Annotated in this window: 32 protein-coding genes; all 32 read right to left on the reverse strand. The window is 40.7% G+C overall.

What is annotated here, in order from left to right:
* A partial coding sequence (locus ACTBZY_RS20105; RefSeq protein ID WP_463048167.1) for a hypothetical protein occupies window positions 1–1,478 on the reverse strand: 1,478 nt, incomplete at its 3' end.
* Between the two features lie 161 nt (window positions 1,479–1,639).
* Entirely contained in the window at window positions 1,640–1,996 is a 357-nt protein-coding gene (locus ACTBZY_RS20110; RefSeq protein WP_463048168.1) for a hypothetical protein, read from the reverse strand.
* A gap of 212 nt (window positions 1,997–2,208) precedes the next feature.
* Window positions 2,209–2,442 carry an Acb2/Tad1 domain-containing protein gene (locus ACTBZY_RS20115; protein ID WP_463048170.1) on the reverse strand — a complete coding sequence of 78 codons (234 nt, stop codon included), beginning with the start codon at window positions 2,440–2,442 and terminating at the stop codon, window positions 2,209–2,211.
* 35 nt (window positions 2,443–2,477) lie between these two features.
* A complete protein-coding gene (locus ACTBZY_RS20120) occupies window positions 2,478–2,927 on the reverse strand; it encodes a hypothetical protein (RefSeq protein WP_463048171.1) in 450 nt (149 codons plus the stop codon).
* Entirely contained in the window at window positions 2,908–3,351 is a 444-nt protein-coding gene (locus tag ACTBZY_RS20125; RefSeq protein ID WP_463048172.1) for a hypothetical protein, read from the reverse strand. The genes ACTBZY_RS20120 and ACTBZY_RS20125 overlap by 20 nt, the downstream gene beginning before the upstream one ends.
* 54 nt (window positions 3,352–3,405) lie before the next feature.
* The gene (locus tag ACTBZY_RS20130) at window positions 3,406–3,993 is read right to left on the reverse strand and encodes a glycoside hydrolase family 19 protein (protein WP_463048173.1); all 588 of its coding nucleotides are present in this window, start codon (window positions 3,991–3,993) and stop codon (window positions 3,406–3,408) included.
* Window positions 3,990–4,520 carry a hypothetical protein gene (locus tag ACTBZY_RS20135; protein WP_463048174.1) on the reverse strand — a complete coding sequence of 177 codons (531 nt, stop codon included), beginning with the start codon at window positions 4,518–4,520 and terminating at the stop codon, window positions 3,990–3,992. The genes ACTBZY_RS20130 and ACTBZY_RS20135 overlap by 4 nt, the downstream gene beginning before the upstream one ends.
* Complete coding sequence (locus ACTBZY_RS20140; protein ID WP_463048175.1) at window positions 4,501–5,340, reverse strand: hypothetical protein; 840 nt, start codon at window positions 5,338–5,340, stop codon at window positions 4,501–4,503. Before ACTBZY_RS20140 ends, ACTBZY_RS20135 begins: the two co-directional genes overlap by 20 nt.
* 59 nt (window positions 5,341–5,399) lie before the next feature.
* The gene (locus ACTBZY_RS20145) at window positions 5,400–5,600 is read right to left on the reverse strand and encodes a hypothetical protein (RefSeq protein WP_463048176.1); all 201 of its coding nucleotides are present in this window, start codon (window positions 5,598–5,600) and stop codon (window positions 5,400–5,402) included.
* Between the two features lie 51 nt (window positions 5,601–5,651).
* The gene (locus tag ACTBZY_RS20150) at window positions 5,652–6,635 is read right to left on the reverse strand and encodes a DUF6712 family protein (protein WP_463048177.1); all 984 of its coding nucleotides are present in this window, start codon (window positions 6,633–6,635) and stop codon (window positions 5,652–5,654) included.
* On the reverse strand, window positions 6,632–8,002 hold the full coding sequence (locus ACTBZY_RS20155; protein ID WP_463048178.1) for a hypothetical protein: 1,371 nt from the start codon (window positions 8,000–8,002) through the stop codon (window positions 6,632–6,634). The genes ACTBZY_RS20150 and ACTBZY_RS20155 overlap by 4 nt, the downstream gene beginning before the upstream one ends.
* Complete coding sequence (locus tag ACTBZY_RS20160) at window positions 7,983–8,321, reverse strand: hypothetical protein (RefSeq protein WP_463048179.1); 339 nt, start codon at window positions 8,319–8,321, stop codon at window positions 7,983–7,985. The genes ACTBZY_RS20155 and ACTBZY_RS20160 overlap by 20 nt, the downstream gene beginning before the upstream one ends.
* A 178-nt stretch (window positions 8,322–8,499) precedes the next feature.
* Window positions 8,500–8,802, reverse strand: coding sequence for a hypothetical protein (locus ACTBZY_RS20165; protein ID WP_463048180.1), 303 nt, complete (start codon window positions 8,800–8,802; stop codon window positions 8,500–8,502).
* Window positions 8,803–8,804: 2 nt separating this feature from the next.
* Window positions 8,805–9,191 carry a hypothetical protein gene (locus tag ACTBZY_RS20170; protein WP_463048181.1) on the reverse strand — a complete coding sequence of 129 codons (387 nt, stop codon included), beginning with the start codon at window positions 9,189–9,191 and terminating at the stop codon, window positions 8,805–8,807.
* Window positions 9,192–9,386: 195 nt separating this feature from the next.
* A complete protein-coding gene (locus tag ACTBZY_RS20175) occupies window positions 9,387–9,758 on the reverse strand; it encodes a DUF6943 family protein (protein WP_463048182.1) in 372 nt (123 codons plus the stop codon).
* 4 nt (window positions 9,759–9,762) lie between these two features.
* Window positions 9,763–10,152 carry a DUF7659 family protein gene (locus ACTBZY_RS20180; protein ID WP_463048183.1) on the reverse strand — a complete coding sequence of 130 codons (390 nt, stop codon included), beginning with the start codon at window positions 10,150–10,152 and terminating at the stop codon, window positions 9,763–9,765.
* Window positions 10,149–10,331 (reverse strand): hypothetical protein, encoded by a 183-nt coding sequence (locus ACTBZY_RS20185; RefSeq protein ID WP_463048184.1) that lies wholly within the window; start codon window positions 10,329–10,331, stop codon window positions 10,149–10,151. Before ACTBZY_RS20185 ends, ACTBZY_RS20180 begins: the two co-directional genes overlap by 4 nt.
* Window positions 10,332–10,416: 85 nt before the next feature.
* Entirely contained in the window at window positions 10,417–10,773 is a 357-nt protein-coding gene (locus ACTBZY_RS20190; protein WP_463048185.1) for a hypothetical protein, read from the reverse strand.
* Between the two features lie 329 nt (window positions 10,774–11,102).
* Window positions 11,103–12,749 carry a hypothetical protein gene (locus ACTBZY_RS20195; RefSeq protein WP_463048186.1) on the reverse strand — a complete coding sequence of 549 codons (1,647 nt, stop codon included), beginning with the start codon at window positions 12,747–12,749 and terminating at the stop codon, window positions 11,103–11,105.
* Window positions 12,730–13,365 carry a hypothetical protein gene (locus ACTBZY_RS20200; RefSeq protein ID WP_463048187.1) on the reverse strand — a complete coding sequence of 212 codons (636 nt, stop codon included), beginning with the start codon at window positions 13,363–13,365 and terminating at the stop codon, window positions 12,730–12,732. The genes ACTBZY_RS20195 and ACTBZY_RS20200 overlap by 20 nt, the downstream gene beginning before the upstream one ends.
* Window positions 13,323–13,622, reverse strand: a complete 300-nt coding sequence (locus tag ACTBZY_RS20205; protein ID WP_463048189.1) for a hypothetical protein — start codon at window positions 13,620–13,622, stop codon at window positions 13,323–13,325. The genes ACTBZY_RS20200 and ACTBZY_RS20205 overlap by 43 nt, the downstream gene beginning before the upstream one ends.
* Window positions 13,603–14,073: a hypothetical protein gene (locus ACTBZY_RS20210; RefSeq protein WP_463048190.1), complete on the reverse strand. Its 471-nt coding sequence runs from the start codon at window positions 14,071–14,073 to the stop codon at window positions 13,603–13,605. Before ACTBZY_RS20210 ends, ACTBZY_RS20205 begins: the two co-directional genes overlap by 20 nt.
* Window positions 14,074–14,083: 10 nt before the next feature.
* Window positions 14,084–14,803 (reverse strand): hypothetical protein, encoded by a 720-nt coding sequence (locus tag ACTBZY_RS20215; RefSeq protein WP_463048192.1) that lies wholly within the window; start codon window positions 14,801–14,803, stop codon window positions 14,084–14,086.
* A gap of 93 nt (window positions 14,804–14,896) precedes the next feature.
* Window positions 14,897–15,232: a hypothetical protein gene (locus ACTBZY_RS20220; protein WP_463048193.1), complete on the reverse strand. Its 336-nt coding sequence runs from the start codon at window positions 15,230–15,232 to the stop codon at window positions 14,897–14,899.
* Window positions 15,233–15,302: 70 nt separating this feature from the next.
* Entirely contained in the window at window positions 15,303–15,620 is a 318-nt protein-coding gene (locus ACTBZY_RS20225; RefSeq protein ID WP_463048194.1) for a hypothetical protein, read from the reverse strand.
* A 10-nt stretch (window positions 15,621–15,630) separates the two neighbouring features.
* Window positions 15,631–16,191, reverse strand: coding sequence for a hypothetical protein (locus ACTBZY_RS20230; RefSeq protein ID WP_463048195.1), 561 nt, complete (start codon window positions 16,189–16,191; stop codon window positions 15,631–15,633).
* A 41-nt stretch (window positions 16,192–16,232) separates the two neighbouring features.
* Complete coding sequence (locus tag ACTBZY_RS20235; RefSeq protein WP_463048196.1) at window positions 16,233–16,667, reverse strand: hypothetical protein; 435 nt, start codon at window positions 16,665–16,667, stop codon at window positions 16,233–16,235.
* A gap of 48 nt (window positions 16,668–16,715) precedes the next feature.
* Window positions 16,716–17,687 (reverse strand): hypothetical protein, encoded by a 972-nt coding sequence (locus ACTBZY_RS20240; RefSeq protein WP_463048197.1) that lies wholly within the window; start codon window positions 17,685–17,687, stop codon window positions 16,716–16,718.
* Between the two features lie 26 nt (window positions 17,688–17,713).
* A complete protein-coding gene (locus tag ACTBZY_RS20245) occupies window positions 17,714–18,943 on the reverse strand; it encodes a S49 family peptidase (protein ID WP_463048198.1) in 1,230 nt (409 codons plus the stop codon).
* Window positions 18,944–19,044: 101 nt separating this feature from the next.
* A complete protein-coding gene (locus ACTBZY_RS20250; protein ID WP_463048199.1) occupies window positions 19,045–19,269 on the reverse strand; it encodes a hypothetical protein in 225 nt (74 codons plus the stop codon).
* A 1-nt stretch (window position 19,270) separates the two neighbouring features.
* Entirely contained in the window at window positions 19,271–20,764 is a 1,494-nt protein-coding gene (locus ACTBZY_RS20255; protein ID WP_463048200.1) for a hypothetical protein, read from the reverse strand.
* Between the two features lie 15 nt (window positions 20,765–20,779).
* Window positions 20,780–22,819 carry a hypothetical protein gene (locus ACTBZY_RS20260; protein ID WP_463048201.1) on the reverse strand — a complete coding sequence of 680 codons (2,040 nt, stop codon included), beginning with the start codon at window positions 22,817–22,819 and terminating at the stop codon, window positions 20,780–20,782.
* Window position 22,820 lies beyond the last annotated feature (1 nt).

Below are 22,820 nucleotides of genomic sequence, written 5' to 3' on the forward strand. Positions count from 1 at the left end.
GCTACATTGCTAATAAATCCACCTCTAGAATCAAAAAATGCCAACATCGAGTAACTGCCATAACTAGCCCTTAAGCTATACCAGTAATTGCCGCCTCTTTTCAGCTTCAACTTCTCGGTCATTCTCCAAGACGAGTTTGTAGTAATCGCCCCCGAAGGGCTGATATAAGCGAAAACTGGATTAAAGCCAATCTCTACTTTAGTTAATTCTAATGTAGTAGTTACCTCACGTGCTATTTTTGCCCGCTCTTTTTGCAAGTAAAAAGTTGCCAAATTACTATTATTACTACATACAATATAGTACCCCACATTCGCAGGAGCTACCATTTTATAATTTGAAAACGTTTGTCCATTCCCTGCCAGTCCAGATACATATTCGCCTGAGTGCTTGTAAAAAGACAAGACATTTACCCCGTTATTACTTAATCCAGACACCCTGAAAACATCTCCCTGCTTGATGTCAAAATGCTTAGAAGTAGAGTAAGAACCTGCTAATAAATTCCCTGCACTATTTACGTAATATCCTGACACAAAAGACAATAAAACAATCTGCAAATTGTTGTTTTCTACCCTGTCACGGACAGAGTAGTTTTCTTTAAAAACCTTTGAGTCTAATCCGTAGGAGGTGTAACTTAAAGACGAATATTCGCCAGTTGGTATGTTCGCAGGAATTATAACCATACTGCCGTTAATGTGCCTGAGTAGTATAGGTTTATCAGCCGAAACCTCGGTTGTTGTAAATACGGTAGAGGTGCCTATCCAGTCTCCACCTCCTAGATTAGGAGAAGCGTATAATGTAAGAGATAATCTATCAGCTGTTTTTGAAATAGTTGCGAAACTATAATATTTTGTATTGTCATAAGAAGACAGTAACCCTAAATCTGCACTTAGTATTGCTGTTTTTATCCAAGGCTTATCTCCGAAATTCGCAGTGGCGTGAAATGGGTAGTTCTGTATATTAGCTAAAACTACATCTCTAGCTGGCAAAACTTCACCCCTAGCACTCTCCACCGCTATTTTATCAGCAGCGGTACTTATGGCAGCTTCCACCGCAGCTTCAGAAGCTATAATGAGTTCCGCACCATTTATCAGCGTACCTATGGCACTCGTTACTGTCAGCGTTTCTGATACTACAGTAAGCTGAATCAGCACATCAGAAAGCTCATTAATTTCTGCATTAGAATAACCTAGCGACTGTTTAAAGCCAGCAAATAAAACAGGGCCAGGATAAGTGCCAAGCTCAGCATCTATCAAATACGCCTGAAATTCAATCTCACCAGTATAGCCGTTAGTTTTGTGGCTACTCATTTCTAGCTTATAAATGCCATTTTCTGCATCCACGGTCACTAGACTTTCGTCAGAAACTTTATAAGTCTGCTTTCCAAAAACCAAAATCAAGTCCTCAAAATTTTCCAAGTCAGAAACAACCTGAAAACTTATGCTTAAGCTCTTCCCTTGCTGAAAGTTAAATTGTGTCATTTTATAAATTTATAATGTTCTATCACCTTCCAAATTTCAACACATCAAACCCCATCAGAAAGGACAAAAAAAGAACCCTCAAAAAAAAAGAACCCTCCCCAACTGGGGAGGGCAGGGAGGGGTAAAAACCCAAGAACAAACCGGGCAGGGCAAAGCCCAACCTACATAGCAGCATCAGTAACTTTCCTCCAGGCTGTGCCATTGTAGAAAACCACTAAATTCAGCGTAGTATTAAAAACGGTAAGACCCGTCCTAGGAGTAGCTATAGCATTCACCTGCGTAGTAGTAAGCCGGGGCAATCCTAAACCCTTAGTGGTACTGGTCAAATCCAAAATGGCAGAACTATCTGGAACCGCAACACCGATGGCAGCATTACCATAAGGAGTGACAGACACTGCCGTTTTTACACCAGTAGAAGCACGGAAAATAAGCTGGTCATTATAGACCGCCACACCCGTTTGAGCCAAAGCAGAAAAGCCTACAAACAGCATCAAGAAGAACATTAAGAAGTTTTTCATTAGAAATTTTTTAAGTGAATAAAACTTTTGTTTCAATAAATCTGAACCAAATTTCACAATAACAAATCCGACCAGAAAGGACAAAAAAACCAACAAACAGAACCCTCCCCAACTGGGGAGGGCAGGGTGGGGTAATTACGCAAGAACAAAAAAACGCCTCATAATATGAGACGTTTTTAAATCAACCCTAAACCCTAACTCTAAAAAATATCTTATTCTGTAAAGTTCGCTTTAACTGCATACATACAAGCTGTTTCAATCTCTGTTTGAGCAATTGAAATTAGCCTAATTTTTTCACCACCAAATTTTTCTGAATGGCTACCTACTGGCTTCATAGATTGTAACATATCAATCAGTTCTGCAGACTTATTTTTTATCTGATCTACTAATTCATTTTTGGTAGGATTGAACTCTGCCTTTACCCTTCTTTGCCCTAAAGTTGACATATTATTTACGTTTAAATTATTATGAAAATTATTATCTATTCAGCAGCATTTAACCGCAACAATCCCCCATACCGAATCCCTTCCACATAAACACTATCCACCAGTTTCGGCTTAGAAAAAAGACCATCTTTATAAGTCAATTTCACCAAATCCACCTGAATACCAGTCTTCAGATTAGTAATCAAAGCATCCTTAGTCTTCACTTTACCATTCAGCCCAGCTATCACATTTTGCTTTTGAGCCGTCATTTCAGCATAATTAACAGAGTCCTCTTTCATTTTCTGTACCTGAGCTTTTACAGTTTGAGCGTAGTCCAGAACCTCAGCCTCAAACGTCTTCAGCTGCATAGCCTGTATATTATTCTCAGCCTGAATTTTCTCCAGCTTCTTTTGCTTCGGGTTCACCGAAACCAAATTCATTATAGAAATGGTAGCTATCATACAAGGAATAGCCATCCATCCACCACTAATTAACATTTTCCACATCGTCGTTGTTGTTTTTAGTATTGTTATTATCCATTCGTCTACTAATATAAGCTTTTAAGCCGCTAAAAGCAGTCGTAACCAGTTGTGGAAGGTTGTTATTACTTTGATTTAAGAAGGTTACCAGCATCTGCACTATCAGCATTCCGCTTGTTCCAGAGGCAAAATATATAGCTATACACGTAGAGCTGTGGCTATCGCAATTATAATATTCACATATAGCAGGCCCCACAAAACAGGCAAAACTAAAGCCACCGGAGGCAAACCACAGTTTATCCTTACCGCCTTTGTTTAAGAAAGTAGTTACAAATAAAGAGCCCGAAAACCCAGCCAAAATATGGCGATAGTCTGCACCTATTGTTAGCAGATTGGTTATACCGAAAAAGGCAAAGACAATGTCTATCACCACACCAGGTATTTTCTCCATTGTTGTCATAATTGTTTGTATTTAGCTAATGCCAAAAATTGATAAATCTTCATGCTAAAGTGTGTTGACCTCTTTTTCATAAGGCTTTGAGTTCACTATATCCGTAACAAGTGGCAAATACCAGCCACGAAACATTTTCCTATCATCCAGCCCATTATAGCCGCCATTAATCCTTTTGGTTTGGCCTTTAAAATCGCCACTATCAGTGTATCTATTCAGATTGTTGGTTTTCCAAAACCAAACAGTCGCCCACATAGCCAATTCAGGAATTTGGCCTATAAGATGCGGATTCTGCAATAAGTCAGGAGCGTCAGGCTCAAACTCGTGATACCAGTCATTAAATAGAGATTGGTTTTTACGTCCAGTTAATTGGATATAGCCTTTTCCCTTATGCTTGACACCATCACCGGGCTGATTATTCCCTAAATCCCTTCTAAACTCATATGCCTTCCCGCTGGCATATTCCTCCATCGTGTTAAATCGGTCACATTCATGTGTTACTTGAGCCAGAAAATCGGCCTGCCTTTCCTTACTCCATAAATCCAGTTCCGGAATAGCTATCTCAAAATAAACCCTCCAGAAATCCTGCAGTTTGCGTTTTGATGTCCTAGGGTGCAAAGCCCTAAATTCTTCAAATGTCATATCCAATTATCGTTATTCTTAACCGCCACTCTATTAAAACCTACTTGGTAATTAAAGGCTACACCATAGCCCACAGCCTTATCAAATGCCTCATCCACTACATAAAAATCAAAAGTACCATCATCCAGAATCCCAAGCGGAAATTCCCTAGCTAACTGTTCAGTCATCATATGAGCCACTATTTCCTCACACATATCAAAAGCCTCACTTTGGATATCATATTTGTCTAAATCGTTACGCTCATTAAATTTCACTATCTCAAAAGCCCCCTGAATAAACGATTTGAACTTCCTAGATTCATTTTTGCCTATTTCGGGGTCAATATCCAAAAGCGTCATGCAAAACTTCGTTAAATCCAGCCCACCCGGCTTTCTTCTGCCAGCCACCACTGCAGCTCTGCTATAAACTTCAAATCTAGGTGCTGCATCAGTATGGCCAATCGGCTTATACTTCGTAGCAATACCCTTAAAATAATCCCTATAAGCCGTGACCTTATTGGGAGCTATATTAACCTCTGTTCCTGCCATTCTTTTGTCTAGTGTTACGTTTCATATCCTCCATGGCCTTTTCTTTCAGTTTATAGTTAGATATATCCTGATTTATAAATTCCAAAACAGTTCGGGCGTTTTCATGATACATCTGCTTTTTGCGGTCTGGTGTTTTAGCATATTCCACCAGCTTAGCATGATAGCCCTTCACCATATTCAGTACCATTTTGCCCGTTATTTTCTCATCTTGTTTAGCAGGGATTTGAGTCACTTTTGGCTTAGGAAAAACATGATCGTAGTTCTGAGCCAGTACCGTCCTGCAGCCCAGGTAATATTCCAGAATCACATAGAGCTGTGGCTCTGTAAGCTCCATAATCGGCTTCAATGCCTGTTTAGAAGAATCTAAATGATATAACTTTTCAAACCTCGGTCGGTAAATAATAGCCGCCAATTTGCGTAAATGCTCTAATTCCTTTCGCATGAAAAACAAATACAGCTGCTCTTCAGCATCTATAAACTGTCCAAAAACAATTTTGTCAAGCATATCACCTGGTCCCACCAATTCCGCAGCTGTAAGGTATAACACACCGTATGGCATCCTAGTAAGTGGTTTCGTACTGTTCAGAATGGCCTCGGTCACCCTTAAGCCTATATCAGCCATTCCTTCTAAATCATAATTATTAAGAAGTTCCTGGTAAGTTTCAGCAGAGCATCCCGCAGAAAACCACAGCACTGAGAAACTTTGCTTAGAAAGCCCACACAGCTGAGATTCCTTAAGAATCTCAAGCTGCAGCTCCGTACAGTCGTTCAGTTCGTCCGGAAAGAAAATAGAAATATCACCACAGTCACTAACTATCATTAATCGAATTTGCAAGGATTAAAACCAACCAGAAAGGACAAAAAACTACTTCAGACGCATTAAACCATGTCTGGCCCTGCAATATCCTTAAGCCTATTATGATGCTGAAGAAAGGAACCGTCCATTACCATAGTCAGAACTTCCTCTACTTCCCAAGCAGGTAAAACTTTATGCATGATCTTTAAATGTGATTTCTTAATCCCCTCAGTGCTTACAGCTCTTTTTTTGAGATACTGGCTAGCTAAATTTAATTGTTCCATAATTATATTTCTTTTCAAATGTCAGTTTAAAAGAAACGGCAAGCCCATCACTCACCCAAAACTCCCAAAAAACTTCGATGCATGCGTTTCGCTATTCACATAAGGCTCAGCCTTAAAACTTTCTGGAGCCACATAGCCAAAAAGCTCCGCATTATCTTGTATAAAAGCATTCATTCTAGCTATTCGCTTATCAGCCTGAGCATTTAAATCGTTTTTTAGAGCATCCAGCCTGTTTTCGCTCAGCTGCAGATAGCCTTTTGTCAGGCCTGCCGTTGTATTATTAAATGCAGAAAGTTTGCCATCTGGCATAATATGCACCACCAGCTGGCTTAATGCCATCGCCAAAGCCCTACGGCTCACTATAATTTGAACGTAATCAGCTAAAAGTGTCTGCCACAGTCTCTTTTGCTCCGCATCATTCCCAAATTCACGGCTTTTAAGCGTAGCAAAAGCGGTGGCGGGAATCACTTCAGCTAAATCAAACTCCACCATCTCAATAGACGGCAATAGTCTTAAGAAAACCAGTCTGCTACCTTCTATAATCTTCACCTCACGTGCAGACCTTACAAAATGCTCCGTAAACTTCGTATAACCTGCAGAGTTCTTCCATTCCGTAAAAAGCACATCATTCATTTCCAGAAACTCCAGTAAGTTTTCCACCGCTTCCAGGCCTTTCTTCAGAAAACTATCAGAGAGCTCACGTTTATCTTCAGCAGAAGCCTGTTTTTCCCTGTCTACTGAGTAGCTAATACTGTCACCATCTATACTCACCTTTGCCATTGGCATATAAAGATGCATACCCAGCAGAGCTGCAGACTTTTTAACCAGGCTAAATAATTCCGTATGTTTCACCAGTTCATTGGCGATTACCGTAGCAGGGTTTTTAGATTCCTCAAACTGCTCACGACTCAGGTAAGGCAATATATACTGCCGCAAAGCAGCGTCCACATCCGGTTTAATATACTCCAGTTCAAAACCCGTATTCACAGGAATATAATTCTGAAGCTCAGCATTATTGTCAAATAACTCTATCATGATTCTTCCATTTTTTGGTTTCGCTTACTAGGCGTAACCTCATTAAGCTGAGGCAGATGTGGCGTAAGCATTTTAAGCTTTACTTTCTCACCATTAGGGCCAGTAATGCCATTGTATTTTATAATCCAGTAATACACAGAAAGAATATGGTCTACATGCCGCTGTGCAGTAGCCATCTGGATGTTGAAAGACTCACGCTTATCAGAGCCACCACCACCGCCTAGTTTACTTCCGCCAGTGGAGCCTTGCAGAGCAGGGTCTATTCCCACAGCCCTCTGTATATGCTTATCAGCAGTATCAGAGAGAGATATTAGTTTTTCATCAAACGTATCACCCTTAAGAGCAGTTATAGTCCAGTCACTATATTCTTTCTCTATAATCTTCTCTATACGTTTAGTTGAAATAATATTGTTCCCACTATTTTCTGGCCCATGTAGCATTCTATGAAAGTGCGTAAGCTCCTCCAGCATAATCGCATTTTTATCTGCAGATGTGGCCTTATCCCATCGGTCGCCATACTTCCGCTCCACATAGCTTTGGTCTATTTCTATGTGGTATTTGGGGTTCATTTGGTTGGTCAGCAAATAATCAAACGTCTTAGTCGTTTTTGCCGCTATATCCAGCCATCTACTCGTTTTTGCCGCATAAGCTGGGCTTAAAGGGTAGTAAGTACGCCATCCAGCCATTGGCGTCAGATAGTGATATTTTAAAGGGCCTTTTTCAGATTTTATTTGTTCTTTAGTATCCACCAGTGGGTCCAGTACCCACAGTCTCACCACCGTTTTATGGGTCGCATCAGATACCGTATCCCAGTTTCTGCAGAAATAAGAATTCAGGATATATCCATTTTCCTTCTGTTTGGCCAGCCTGCTATGGGTAGCAGGCAAAGCACCTAAACCTATTACCTTCTGCCTATCTGCAGAAAGATAAAACTCCGTCACCGGAAATCTGTGAATCACATAATCCCTAATCTGCTGCTCAAAAGCATGCATACCAGATGGGCTATAAAGAATTTCCTCCAGTTCCTTATGAAAGAAATCCCTAAGTTCTTTTTTGGCTGTTTCAGGGTCAATGTGCTCATAAGCGTATTGAAGCCCACCCGCATAAATTCGGCTAATCTCTCGCTCTATAGCATCCCAAAGCGTATCACTATTTTCTATTTCCTTTTCCCAGTTATTAGGAAAAAAATTATCCTCACCCCAGTAAGCTATGTCAGAAGTAGTGTTTCTATCCAGCGTTTCCACGCTTCTAGTAGGCTTTTGCTTTTTGGAGGTGCCCAACGTAGCCACAATACGCGATTGAGGCATAGAGTAACTATACCCACTCGCAATCACCTGAACAGGTCCTTTATTCAACTTTTTTCCCATTTATAAAAAAGATTAGTCGGTAATGCACCTTAATAATTTGCCCAGTATTCACCAGCTTTCCAGTCAGTTCATCCTTCGCAAACAGCACAATATTCGTAGTCTGGTTTTTCCAGTTATTCGGGTCTTTCAGCAGAGCGTTTTTGGTAGTTGTAGGGCTAGCTTCACTTTTCACATAAGCAGAAGTTCGCCTCAGATTACTGTTTTTTACAGCATAATCAGCCTTTACCCATTCGCCACCAGTCCCATGCCCACGGTCTGCAGTAAGAAAAACCAACGAAACAGGGATAGGCTTTCCATTTCCAGAAAACCTATTCATCATTAATCGCAGCTCCTTATAAGATACAGTTTCAATCACAGTACCAATTACCGAAGCATTATTGCAAGCAGAAAGGACAAAAAAAGAAGGAACCCTCCCAAACTGGGGAGGGCAGGGAGGGGTAAATAAAAAAAAGACCACCCGGTGGGTAGTCAATCATAAATGTAATTAGGAGTAAGAATTATGGAATCAAAGTTTTCAAATACTCAAGAAACTTAGAAGTCTTCCTGACCTTGTAACCTTTGATATTCTCAAAAACAGAAGATTTTTTTTTGGGATTCAATTCCCAATATTTTATCAAAGCGTTATTCACGGCAGGTGAGACGCGTAAAACGCCGTCATCGCCAAATGAATAATGAGAGTCGAAAGCACGAAGCCCAGGCAAAAAAAGAGACACTTCGTAAGGCTTACCTGCATCTATTTTTGCCGCCAGATTTCCAACAATTCGGTATGGTAGAGGATAAGGCCATTTTGAATTCAGCATACTTAAGCCATTTCAGGTTCACCCTCCAAACTCCTAACAATATTAGGGTAAGCAAAACCACCTCTCACATGCTCAATATCCCTCATGTTATTATATTTCTGTCTAGCCTGATCTATCATTGCATGATAAACATTGCGAAATTTGCCTTGATTCTTTAAAGGAAGAAACCCACCCCTCACCACTTCATCAAAACACCGGGCTTTTAATTCATCCAGAGAGCCTGTGAGTAAATAATAGTCAGTTTCAGTTTCATTGATTACGGTAAATGGCACCAGTCTATTTTTCATCTTAGGAATCAATTCTTCTAATAAATTCATAAAAGAAGCGTATCCAAAAGTTTTCTTCAAATCATCTGCAGATATAGCAGATACCTCCAAAACGATATCCATAGTTATATAGGTTTATTACACACCAAAAATAACGAAAAAAGAGAAGCAGATTGCCATAAGCAATAAAGAATAGCAAACCGAAATGCGAGTACAAGAGGAGAGGAAAGAACGAAGAGAAAAACGAAGACTCCTTTACGAGCATTTCGCCCGCGGACAAAGTTTTCCACTTTCGCAGAAAACTAAGTTTAGAGTATATTAAGAAGATTTCAAAGCACTATGAGCAGCAGTATATTTCAGCTGTTCTAACGTCTCTATTTGACGTTTCAAATTCGTAAGAAGTTGATCAGAACGAAGAACCATTTTAAGCTTGTGAGTATTATAATCAACCCTAAAAGCCTCTTCTATTAATTGCCTAACCTCTCTTAATCTTACAAAAGGAATAACAGACCCGAGAATCAAAAAGTAAAACCGTTTAGAAACATACAAGCAATACACAATTTCAAAAGCGTTCGCCTTGTCGGTCCATATAGAAAAGCAATTCGGGATCGGTTTTCTTAAAGGTCGTCCGGCATGGTTGCCGTGGCTTTGAATGTAAAAATTTGCTCTATGCTCTGGTTTATACTTCATTAGCTTAACAATCAAAATCAACGTTTTGAAGTTCTTCACAATAAATCTTATATACCTCTGCTCTGGTAACAGGGTAAGAATCTAAAGCGTCAAAAGCACTATCAATGCACCCAGTATAAAAGCTTTCATGATTATAAAGCTCTCTTTTGATAATTGCGTCTTTGCCATTCTCCGCCAAATCTTCAGCTACAGACAAATCATGACCTTTTAGCATTTCGGCTACAAATTCCTTTTGGTGTACAGCTGGGCATATTAACCCAGCAGTTAAAGAAACATAATCAATACCAGGCTTTTTACTTCTATCAAATTGCTCATTAGAAAAAGCAAAGAAAGCACCGTATTTGTTCATCGTATCAGTAATACGCTGTTCTGAGTAATCGCATAAATATTTCATGATTCGCTAGATTTAGAAATTATCACACTATTACCATTTATTGAGATCGTCACATTGTCGCCAATCTGAAAACCTGCAGTCTCTAAAAGATTGCTTTTAATTCTAATCTGAGGGGTTACCGTTACGGCTTTGCAGTTCGGGCAGTTCTGTATATCTGCCGTTATTATGAAATTTTTCATGTAAATTTGAATCTAAGTTGAAAGACTTAATTAAGTTTTAGAACCCCGAAGCATTACGAGTGCAACGGGGTTCTTTCATTTAAGATTAAAGCTTTAGGCTTAAAATCTCCTCTTCCATTTTTTTACGCTGCTCTTCGCCTAAGTTCACAGCGTTATCAATAAAAGAATTAATCATACTTAGATTTTTGAACTCAATACTTTCCCCCTCTTCATTAGAAATGACTAGGTTAAGGGCAGCACCATCAAGATTATTCCTAAAGTCCTTTACAGCATCAAAACGGCTGCAAAACGAATTGTAAAAACTAACCTTTGAATTTGTTTCCCTTAAAGCTTCCATAACATCAGATACCGTTCTAATGCTTAAAGTTTCGGTCTTGGCAGGAGTGCCATTTTTCGGAGTTTCAGCCACAGCAGAAGCCGAGCCATTTTTTTGATTGGACATTGAAATAAATAATTAAGTTTTATAAAAAATTACTCTGATTCGCCACCGTTACGAGCGGTATTATCTAGCGTTTCATTACATAAATTTAACTAAAAACATCTGATTTTCAATAGATTATGTCATTTATTTTTAGGTAAATTATTGAATTTCAGGCACTTATCAGGATTTCAAAAAATCCTGAAAAAAGCTTCGCTTAGAAGAGGACGTAGCACGCCCTATACACTCTAGGCGAACGCCCGTCCAAAAGACGATATATGATTATTTATAATGATTACAAATAGGGCGAGCTGTGCCCCTTATAGAAATGCTCGACGATAGGAGAGAGTCCTTTATCCTGATACGATTACGCTTTCGTATTGAGATACATCCGCTTGCTGTGCTAGGTATTGTATGAAGGTGTCAGGGCCTTCTGTTGCGTGCGTTGCATCACGTGGTAGTATGCCTGAGTTAGGCTTCTCTGAAGACTTATCCTTTTTGATTTGAGTACCGCTTCTGCCATCCACCATTCTGACACCAGAATCCTTACAGCACTCATACCATTGTTCGCAGTTCTGCACGTTGAATCGGAACCTCCATTTGGACTTATTAGTAAAGATATTATTCCATTCCTTTTGAACAGCATCATGACTTATTGCCTGACCTACATATTCGCCAGTAACCTTGAATTCGGCATCCTTAAAGGCTTGCATTATTTCCTTTGATCGAGAGTCTTTACCCCATTTTTCGCCCTCTATAAGCGTATTGTTATAAATGAATACTATCTTCTTAAGACCTGAGCCTTTATAGTATTCTGTCAACTGTTTAGCTACTGTGAAGTGGTCAGTGGGTGCCCCTGGATAAGACTCTGCATAGAAGTAATTGACCTTTAGTATTGTGTTACCCTTTAACTGAAATACATTCAAACAATTGTGTGATAGGTTACAATCTCCTACTACATATAGAGTCCTGGATGGCTTGAAATCCTTATCCCATCGCCAATTCTGTTTAGTGCCTGCAGGTAAGGTATCAGCATAATCATAATCAATAGCATTATCATAGCCATGGCGTTCTTTAGACAAGGCAGAATAGAAGCAGCTATCCACCTCTTCTTGCTCTATCCCCAATATTGATATGTCGTAATCTACGGGGGTTAAGTTTCGCCTGAGTTGCTTGATGGCATTAACACCCAATACATGTATATTATCAAGTGTTGAAGCCTTACCTACATACGTAAGGTTTTTTCGCATTTGATAAAGCTCAGCATCGATTTCTTTGACATCCTTTTTTGAGAGCTTTGGTTTAGCTATCATTTTGAGCCTTTCTAGATTCAAAATGTCCATGACGGTTTTCTTATCCATCATTTTCTTATAGCTCAATATCCAACGTTCTTCCGGACGCTTAGGCAAATCAGACTCAATTAATAAGCTACCATGCTCTATGTGATCCTGAAAAGTACTTTCAACTTCTCCGGTTATTGGATTTAAAATAGGATGCTCACGACCACCTCGAATAGTTGGAACTAAGTCATCTCTAACTGAGGTGGCTTTACATTTTCTACCCTCACATATTGCACCGTAATCAAATGATTGTGAGTTCACGAGAGCTTGACGGTCTAATGAAACTAATTTAGTAGCTGAGCCATTCAGCCAAAAGATGAAATATTTAGGATTATCAATAGCCTTATGAGGCTCAGGAATACCCAATTCAGCTGGAGGCTTTTCATATTTCCAGTAATGCTTCCCTTCACGTAAACCAAGGCTCTTCCAACCGTTCTCCATTTCCGGTACGATTGTATCCTTCAAATGGGTATAAGTAGGCGAACAAACAAAACCCATAGAGCGAGGCAGCATTTTGGCTCTCAAATAAGTCCATGTTGCGGTTACACCATAGGTCTTTCCAACGCCCCTGGCATAAAGGACTATTGTGTTTTTAGCTGCCACCAAGAATGCAAGCAGCTGCGGAATGTTCCTATGAATTTTATTCAAAAATTTCTTCATAGTCGATATCTTCTGCTTCAAGTTTTTCTTGTCTCCCTTTTCGCTGCCTAAATCCAGCTATTATTTTTTTGAAATCTGTTGTTTCTACAGGCGGAAGGTCTTTAAATAATTCTGGATGGAACCCCTGCTGTATATCTGGAAGGAACAAATCTTCTGGTTTCAGCTGTTGTGAATCACCTAAGAAATCCTTGATGGCCTGTGCATAATTCTTATCACAAGTTGATGCTGTTCGCCAGTCCTGAGAGGCTATTGCGAGCCTCCTAGTCTGCTGTATTTGCTCTAGCAGTATATCTACATGAAATTCTCTTGTAGACTCCCTATAGACGGTAGAATAAAGCCTTGGCGTAATGTCCACTAATCGCCACGCTTTGCGTTCTTGTACATCATGCTCATTAACGAGCTTATCAACCACTTTCGAGCGAGAGGTATATCTAACAAAAAGATTTCGGGTCAATCGCATTAAACGCAAAGTGTCTTCTGCCTTTTCAGTCAGTAGAAAACTCTTCTTATTTGAGGTAATAAGTTCTATTAACTTATCATCAGGAGTTTGAGTGGTAACTATCTCAGGATCTACTATTCGTTCAGTAGCTCCTCTATTTTTAGCTTGTTTAGCCATTTTTCTATCATTTTCTGAGCTTCACTACTACCTGCCTTGGCTTGCTGAACTACCACAAATCTTACTGCAGATTCTGTAATGAGTTGCCCCTTCTTAACCTGCAGCTCAAATGTGTCCGGCTCTTTATTCAGAATCAAATCAATCTCATATGCGGAAAACAGCAATTCGCCAAGCTGCTCTGGTGTGTCAAAACCCTGAACAAACTCTTCAGCATCTTCAGGGCCTATACCTGCATCATCATTCATGTTCTTTGCCATCCATCCAGCTTTTATGAAACTTTACACTTTCTGCAGAGCAGATTACATTTCCTACCTCAGTTCGCCTATTTACAGTCCAATTGGCCGAACAGATAATTGCCACTTGCCAATCCTCATTTGTAATGAGCGTAACCTTTGCATGACACTTGCTAAGTTCAACTCGGTCAAAAACCTGCTGAACAAAGCCAAAGGCTTTTGGATTATGATGAGATATCTTCCTCTCAATTACCCCAGTTAGAGAAAGTATCTTACCTGTAGATTTCAATCGCTCCAAAACACGAAGTGGCTTATCCGTAATTGCCCAGGTACTTAGCTGCACATGAGCAGGCCCCGTCTTCAGTATCACCTTTTCAACCAAGTGATGTAAAGACCAGGCTCCATGCGTCACAAATTCAATCATAGTACCCATTTCAAGCATATCCGGCAATTTTGACAATTCTTCTTGTGTCATTGTTTGCGACCTAATCGCTAATTTCTGTTTCCTCAGTCCGGCTATCGAGCTCGTCAGCTGAGGGGATTTTAAGTGTTGTGTGGAAAAAAGCATCTTTCTTCTGAAGTGTGGATTTGATAGCGGAAGAGGCTATTATTCTTTCGATAACTACTTCTCGCTTTTTTAAGTTGTGTTGGTACTTCTTGACGTATTTATAATTATTCAAGAAGGCCTTATTAAGAACATCTGTGGGCCAGGTACTGTAGTCGGTTTCCTGCTGGACTTTTTCAGGTAACCTTTCGTATTTGTCGTAAAAATTCGTGAGCTCCCAGCACTCACGTATGCCATCCCAAGCATCCAAGATTTGATGCCCCAAAGCATTCAAATTCAGACCAGACTCATTGTCTGTTAGGTAAGCTTCAGCCAGTTGGTCACGATTAACCCTAACCACTGCATAGAGAGATTTCCTTTTACTGATAGCTGCTTTAATTTCTGCAGGAGCTTCAGCAGATTCAGAAGCAAGAGTATCCTTTTTGTTAGTGTCAGAAATTGCAGCCACAGCCACTACAGGCTTAGAATCTGGAGATATCATTAACCGCTTCAGCTCTACTTCTAACTTAGAGCTATTGTAGCTATCTGGACCACTCAAAAACAGCACCTTTAAATAGGCATCACTGCCATATCGGCGGTATATCTCTACACCCAATTGGTAGTCTTTAGTTCTAAGCCAGCTTTGAATGAGTTCTAACATGATATAAAAAAAGGCGTTCGTTTGAACGCCTTCTCGGATTAGGTGCCCTGGTATGTCACCATTTGAGGGCGTGTATTTTTGGGGTATTATTTCCTATGCCTTTAGTTGCCTAAATCCCTCGTAGTTTTTTAGTGAAGGAAGTGGTTTACCTATCATAAAAGGTACATGATGTTTTATTCGCTGTCGTACCATCAAATCATTAGCCAGCAAAACAGCATTAAACTTCTGATGAATTTCCGTTCCTGGAGAAGAATGATACGTCACCGTATTATCTACCAGAATAACTGGAATTTCGGCTACCTCATAAACAGCATTGAAAGAAGCATCATAGCTTATTTCATCCACATCTAAAGGCTTTTCTTTCGTTGGCATACTGTAGACCGAAAGGAATACAATACAGCTCAAAACAAGTGTTAAAAATGATTTCATTTGATTGAAATTTTAGTGAAAAACTAATTGAACCTAAATTTGATTAACAAGCCTTACTTCAGAAAGGACATTAACCTATCAAAAGAGCAATGATTTCATCCTTTTTCGTGAGGTCTTTATAAAGCTCTTCATCAAGCCCCTTCTCTGCTGCCAGTGCTTTTAATTCGTCCAGTTTTAGTTTCTTGAAACTATCTGGCGTTGAATCTTCCACTACCTCAGCATCCAGCTTCACCACATAAGGAAATTTCATTTCCACCAGTTCAGCCGCTTGCTCAGGTGTTAATTTCAGTAGATTCACATAACGATTCCAGCCAGGCACCCAAGCTGCATTTTCTCCATTTGTGCCTTTAAGAGCATAAGCTCCGCTTGCAATTTTAATTTGAGGCATAGCTTAAATTTTAAGAGTAAACAATAGCAAAAGGATAATCCACGGGATGTTTTGGACTGCAAACTATCGTTACATCAATGAACTTATCATCGGTGTATTGTTTTCCAAACTCCTCTAATACACCATCATCTGCCACTTCACATAAGAAGCCTACAGATACACCGTCAGACTGACCTAGCAACTTGATGCCCCCCTCTATTTGAGGCACAGCTGCAGAAAATCTTGTTTTGCACAGCTGATGAATCACACCCGCATTATGCGTTGTGTTTTGAACTCTTATTTTAAGTTCAGCCATCCAGCTCCTTTTTCCTTCCTTCTTAATCTGCAGAGAGTTCTCCTCCATAATGCAGTGAAGTTTCGTAGGAAAAGTAGCCTCTTTCATTGTGATAGCAGCTGCTGCAGTTAATAGAGCGGCACTTGCCGTTAATTCGCCTGCAGGTGAAGTTACATAAGCCGGATAAGTAGCTACATCTGTGTGATTGAAAATAGAAATCACCTCACTCAGTCCAGCCTGCTCTTGCTCTTTTTCATCGCAATAAATTGCAGATGCTAATGCGATTGGGGTACACATAATATATTTATGTTTTAATTATTAATCTTCTGAGTAGGCACCTATTTGACCTCCTTCAAAATGCCAGACTTGATGCTCACAAGCTGCTCTATCACCTCAGGAATAGCCGCAGCTTCTTCTGCAGTATATTGCCTACCAGGAATAGTCTCACCAAAAGCCGGAAGCGTAAATTTCGGCACAGCAAAACGGTAAGTCTTACCGCCACGTTTTGCGGTCACAGTGCCCTTAACGTCTTTCTTAGCCTCTGCCTGAGACTTAAGTTCTTCCACCACCTTATTTTGCCCCTTAATCACCTCTAGTAGCTCTTCTTTGCTTAATTGCTCAAAATCCACTGCCTTAGAACCAGAAGCACTTAAAGCAGAATAAAGCTCCACCAGAGCAGGTTTCAGTAAACCTTTAAGTTCCTCTTCAGTTTTCCCGTACTGCAGTAAAGCGGCTTTCAGTTCTACCACGGTTAAGTTATTTAAATCTTCCATTGATATCGTGTTAAAAGGGGTGATTGCTCACCCCTGATTGTTTATTTCTTAATCCTCTAAATCTTGACCATTCGTAATAATCCAAGCAGGATTAATAAAGTCAACACCCGTATACCAATCAGTCGCCAGCTGGATAAGGTAGATATCCTTCACGCCTAGGTCAAAAACCCCAGCGTTACTTGGATTCTTTCTAAAACCGATTCTATTGGCGGGCATCGTTGTCCAAATCATGTCAGAGGCATTATGAGACTTATATCCCTTGATTTTCACCTCAGTATCAATGATGGTGTCATTCTCAGCTTTCAGGTCATACTGCTCTTTATATTTCAACCTAAAACCACGCTTATAACGTGTTCTAAGCGTTCGAGACATCACAAAATCCTTAATGGTATCACGCAAATCTTCCTCTATAGCATAGTAGAAGTTCTCCATGTAGGTTACAAATTCCACAGGGTCTGTCGGTACAGCCCCAGCTGCTATATCCACTGTTTTACCAGCTGCAGAATAAGCTCTAATTTTCGCCTTAATTCCCGTTACAGCTCCACTTGGAGTTCCAGGTACACCTAGCAGTTGGTTTTGTGCAGAAGGCAAAGCCCTCACGCCCTTAAAGACTCCGAAGTCTTCGTGGTCCTCTTTAGCTTTCATAACCAAGTATTTGGTTATAAGAGAAACGATAGGGGCACCTTTCCTTTCCACGCCTTGTGCAGCTAAAAAGTCTAAGGCAGTTGCAGCCAAATCATCAGGCTTTAAAGCCACGTTGATTTTAACACGGTCTAAGAACCAAGGATTAGGATCGAAATCGAAACTTCCAAGGTGAGAAAACGTGCTATAAAACGGCTGAAATACACTCGTGATAATGGTGTTAACCTTATCTATACGCGTGTCATTCGTTTTACGGAAAGTAAAGAGCTCTTCCGTGTCAGACTTCGTAAATATCTGGTCGTGAAGGTCTTTAGAATTAATATTGCCTTCCTTATACCAGGCTCCGTATTCGGCAATCATTTTTGCAGGTGTCAACATGCTTTTTTTGAATTTAGTATAAAATGCTATTGAGCATCATAATCATCGGACATCGTCATCACGATTTCCGCTTCCGCTTCAGGAGTTTCTGGAGCTTTGTCGTCACCCTCTTGTCTTGCAGCACTACGCTGAGCAGCTGGGTTATTAGATAGTGCCTCTAGAGATGCTTTCATCCCTGCCACTTCTTGGTCTTTTTTCTCTAGCTGAGCCGTCTGTGCAGCTACCTGAGCTGTCAGTGTATTCACCGTAGCTTGAAGAGGGTTTACCGCTTCTGCTTCAGGTGCTGGAGCTTGAGCTGTGCCCTCCTGGGCCTGTCCTTCATCTGCATCAGTTTCTGGAATTTCAGCTGTAGGTGCTGTGGCTTCCACCACTTCTCCTCCCATCAGCTTTATTCCTCCCACAAGTGCATTAGGAACCAACATGGTTACTTTTGTGCTCATTTGAATTGAATTATTAATTGATAAATCGTTTGAAATCCTATCTAGTAAGTCTTGAAAGTTTCCAAGGCTATCCACTAGTTTATGTTGAAGTGCAGTTTCAGAGAAATAAACTATCCCGTCCTTATGTTCGTCCTGAAGAGATGGGCGGTATCTGCCTACATCTTTCACAAACATCTCATTGGCTGGGTCTATAATTATTTCACGGATTTTGGTATAATCTCCTTTCTTAGCATCTCCAAATCCTAAATCTTTTCTGGTGGCCATAGTGCCAAAAACCTCTATCTTTTTTGCACCAAAATTTTCCAAAATTCCCACAATGTCCAAGGTGCCTATCTTGGATCCTATGTTACCAATCATGCTAGAACGCTTGGTGGTCATAATGTGGCTTGATGCAGCTGCTAAATAGTAAGCAGCTGAAGCCCCTAAGTCATTGATATAAGCATACACAGGTTTTGTAGAAGCATGAATAATATCAGCAGCTTCTGCCAGTCCAGAAACACTTCCTCCTGGAGAGGATATGTTTAGAATATGAGCCACCACATCAGGGTTATTTTCCCCTTCAGCATGGTCTTTTATCATATCCACATATCCATAAATCCCGTGTTTTGCATATGATTTATTCATCAGTACGCCTTGCACAGGTATCACATTGACCTTATGCTCAGCCACACCAAGTTGCTGCAGCTCAGATGATGGCATTTTTGAATTGTCATCTGGGAAGATTGCAGCGAGCATAAAAGATTCCAGGTGGTTTGGAGCAATACAGAATAACTCTTTGCTCATTTCTGCCACAATGGAAGGAATACGGATGTTCATGCATCGAAGTAATACAATCATTAAGCAAGCAGAAAGGACAAAAAAAAGCCTAGAGCATCACCCTAGACCTTTAAGTTCTAATATTAAAAACAAAATAATTCCTAACAATGAACCACCACCTCTAAAACATTGCCGCTATTCCATGCAGAATTCACAGCCCTATACCACACATAATAAGTCCCGTTTTCTAAGCCCAAAAAGACATTACTCATCTGAGATACCACAGGTGGCACTACCTCACTCTGCGTAATCCCAAACTGAAGCCCTACAGGCGTATGTGGTTCGTCTTCAGCGTCCAGCTCACTAATGGTTATTTTTCCTGACATTTTATTTATTTAACGTTTGAGTAGGATTAGAAACATTCGTTGGGTTGTTCTTATCTCTAACAAAAACCCACGGATATACCCCATTTTGCACCAGCACATCAGTCTCTAAGCCATCTTTCCATACCGTTACGTCGGTCACGGCAGGGGCTAAGCTCGTATAATTATTAGTAATACCCACCTGAACAGTAGCGGCGGTGGCACTACAGAAATTCAGAACATTTACCTTTATCCTTTCAGTAGTATTCGTGCCAGTATCACCACCAATCGGCTGATAAACGTTTCCTACCAGTTCATAACCTGCAGGCATCGGAAAACCAGTTGGAGGCAGAAGGCCATCCACACCAGTCGTATTTCCAGACAGACAGTCCACGCTGGCAGTACTTATCCCAGCTGCCAGTGTCACATCAGAGCGGTTCAGAATATTCTTACCTCTTAAAATAAATTTCAGAGGTGCATCAGATACTATTTGAGCTGGCCACGGGTAAGACCCAGAATTTGAAAACTTTACACCTTTAATTGTAAATGACCCTTCCGTTGGTTCATTCCATGTGCATAAAGCGTCCAAATGTTTCAAGTGACAAAAGCCACCTGTACCACCTGCAGAAGTCACTTTGAGTATAGCAGATTTAGCAGACTCACCTGCACCGTTTGAGATAGAAAAAGAAAACTCACCAGTAGCCAAATTGCTTGGTGTATAGTTTACTGGGCTGGTTTGGTTCGTAATGGTCTGCCTTACAGAGTTTCCTTCATATACCTTTATCGTCACCGGGCTACCACTAAAAGTAATCTGAACAGACTCAGAGTTAAGTATCTGTGTTTTGTCTAAAGTAGGTGCAGTTGGAGGGGGTACTTCGCAGTCTGTAAAAGCAATCGTCAGGTTTTTAGTTTGCCCAGCATTGTCCTTAAAGTAATAAGTTACGCTATCACCCACAGGCCCCTCTCTATAAAAGCCATTGGGGTTGAAGATAAAAAAACTCACATTGTCTGTGCTGAAGCTTAAGGGAAGCGTATAGTTTGAAAAACCAAAAGATACCCTTCGCATTTTATCGGGAGCCACGCCAGTGCATATGCCCATCGCGGAAGTAGCATCAAATGCAGCCACCGGAGTTTGGCTCACAAAGTTGCTACTCTGATAAATCTTTAAATTAAACCATTCATTAGATACAGAAGAAGCTGGGGAGGTGTAAACCTTATTGTTTTCGTCCAGTGTACTGCCACTGTTGAATATGATATTACCCACCACTTCATCCACTAGCATTACAGATAACTTACCTGCAGTTACAGTATCCAAAATCGTAAGCTTGAATACATAGGTTCCGGCTGTCACAGGCAGTTCAAAATCCGTGGTTCCGACAGGGTAAATAACCTCATACAGCTTGGTAGTACCTGCAGCATTAAAAAGCTCTACTTTCAAGGCCGTCTGAGTACTTGCTAGAGCAAAAGACCCATCCGTCTTGTATTTATTTATTCGTTGAAATGTAACTTTTGAAGGCATAATGCTCTATTTATTTTATATGAAAAGTCTCACACAGCTGGCAAAATCACCAACCTGAATAATATCATGAATTTTAGATCCAATCTTCACTTTATAAGAGGCCTGTACCGTTGCGTTTTGCCAAGGATTAAAAAACAAAAGCAAACCTACATTCCCGTTATTGTCTGCCTTAAATACCACCACCGCCTGTTCATTGATAAATGTTTTGCTTAGTAAGGTATCTGGAGAGCTAATATATGTAGAGCCGCCATCCATGCTAAATTCCGGAAACTCCCAAGTGGTATTGGATTCTATAATATCGCTACTTTCGGAGATAGCCAACATCGCAGCCACATGCCAGTCTATGCCTTTTTGGCTTCTGGCTTCTGTAAAATACCTGCCGCCCAGCCCTCCATTAGGGTATTGCTTAACCCTGCCTTGCGTAAACATATCTCCATTTTGGTCTAAAAAACCATGGGCATAACCATACCAGTATGGATCATCATGTTCTATAAGAGGCACATTCCACAGTCTAATACCATCCGCAAAACCAACCCCAAACAATGCCCGCGTAAATCTTTGACCTGGAGATGTAATAGGCTTTGAAGGCCACTTAATAATAGCCCCCGTTACAGGGTGTTTTACCTCTATAAAGTCTACTGGCCCCGTCAGTTGATATTCCATCACATGAAAGTCACAGAAGATACTTTTTTTATTAGGGTAAAATTTCTTATTCATCACCACCATCATAAGAGCTTGGTGCAGCCATCCAAAATCATCAGGCCTCACTTGATAGAGGTCGTTGCAGTAAAAAGCAGTAGCCACGGCGTGGTATACATAATAAGTATGACTAAATAAAGACACAGCACTTCGGCTGCCTATCCAATCATTATAGCTTCCCGTAAATTGTAAGTCTGGAGTCATCCGGCTATCATCAGTTTCTGCATAAAGCTGAGCACGGCTGCACCTTACAGCTCCAGAACCGTGAGCCCAAATACCTAAATCAGCCGCAGGGTTAGCATCCGTCCACTGTCTTAGCACGTTAATCATTTTTTGGTCGTTCAGGTTCAAGCCTACAGCTGGCTCAAAATTCAACTCCACAAAACCACGCCCTTTATGAGGATCCACCACTAGGCTCTTGAAAGAGTTCTTCAGTGTGGTCTCAGGTATACTATCCCATTTTGCTTGCCGCTCTGCATCAGTACCACTGTAAGCAGCTGGGATACCATTGTCCAGCATCCACCTATCAAAATCCATATAATCGCTTTTTTCATATGGCATCGTTCTCGTAGATGTAAAACCTTTCTTATCCACCCTATGAGCAGGATAATCATCTTCCCATCCCAGCTGCAGACCTGCTATTTTCTTATTGGGCAGTGCAAAATCTGGGAAATACTTATAAAAGCCAGGATACATGCTATTATCAAAAACATGACTCTCAGGCATCCAGAAGTAAGTCTTATCGCCATTCTGCCATTTACGGCGGTTCTTCTCTGCAGAGGCTTTGATATGTATATAAGTTTGGCTGTACTTCTTACCCGTATAAATAGTAAGCGGAGCGATATCCATTCCCTGCAGTGCTGTAATATCCAAGTCATCCAGCGTTCTAGCTGCCGCCACTGCAGGCTTATCTGCACCTATATATACACTTCGGGTAGCTCCACTATCAAATCCGGTATCCCAGTTAGTGTCATTCAAAAGCACCTGCCCTCCAGATTCCGTAATAACCCATGCAGACCTCACACCATTCTGCACACCAGAGCTGTTATAGGTCACATCCGTAGCCGGGTTTATTTGGTTGCCATCCGTTGTAGGGTTCACCACCTGATTCACCAGATTCATTACCGCTATATCAGAGTTGGCGTTCAGCTGAATTTCATACAGCTGCCCATTCACCACCAGTCCATAAAATGGTAGAGGATCAGCTTTTGCAGTAAGAGCCAAGTTGACATATAAAGTAGTGCCTATACCAGGAGTTACCACCTTAGCATAAAATTTAGAATAAATAATGCTCTGAGGCTTCGTCTGAGTCATCACTAAAATTTCGCCTGGAGCTCCAAAAGATTGTACCGCCATC

It is taken from the genome of Arcticibacterium sp., from assembly GCF_055134445.1.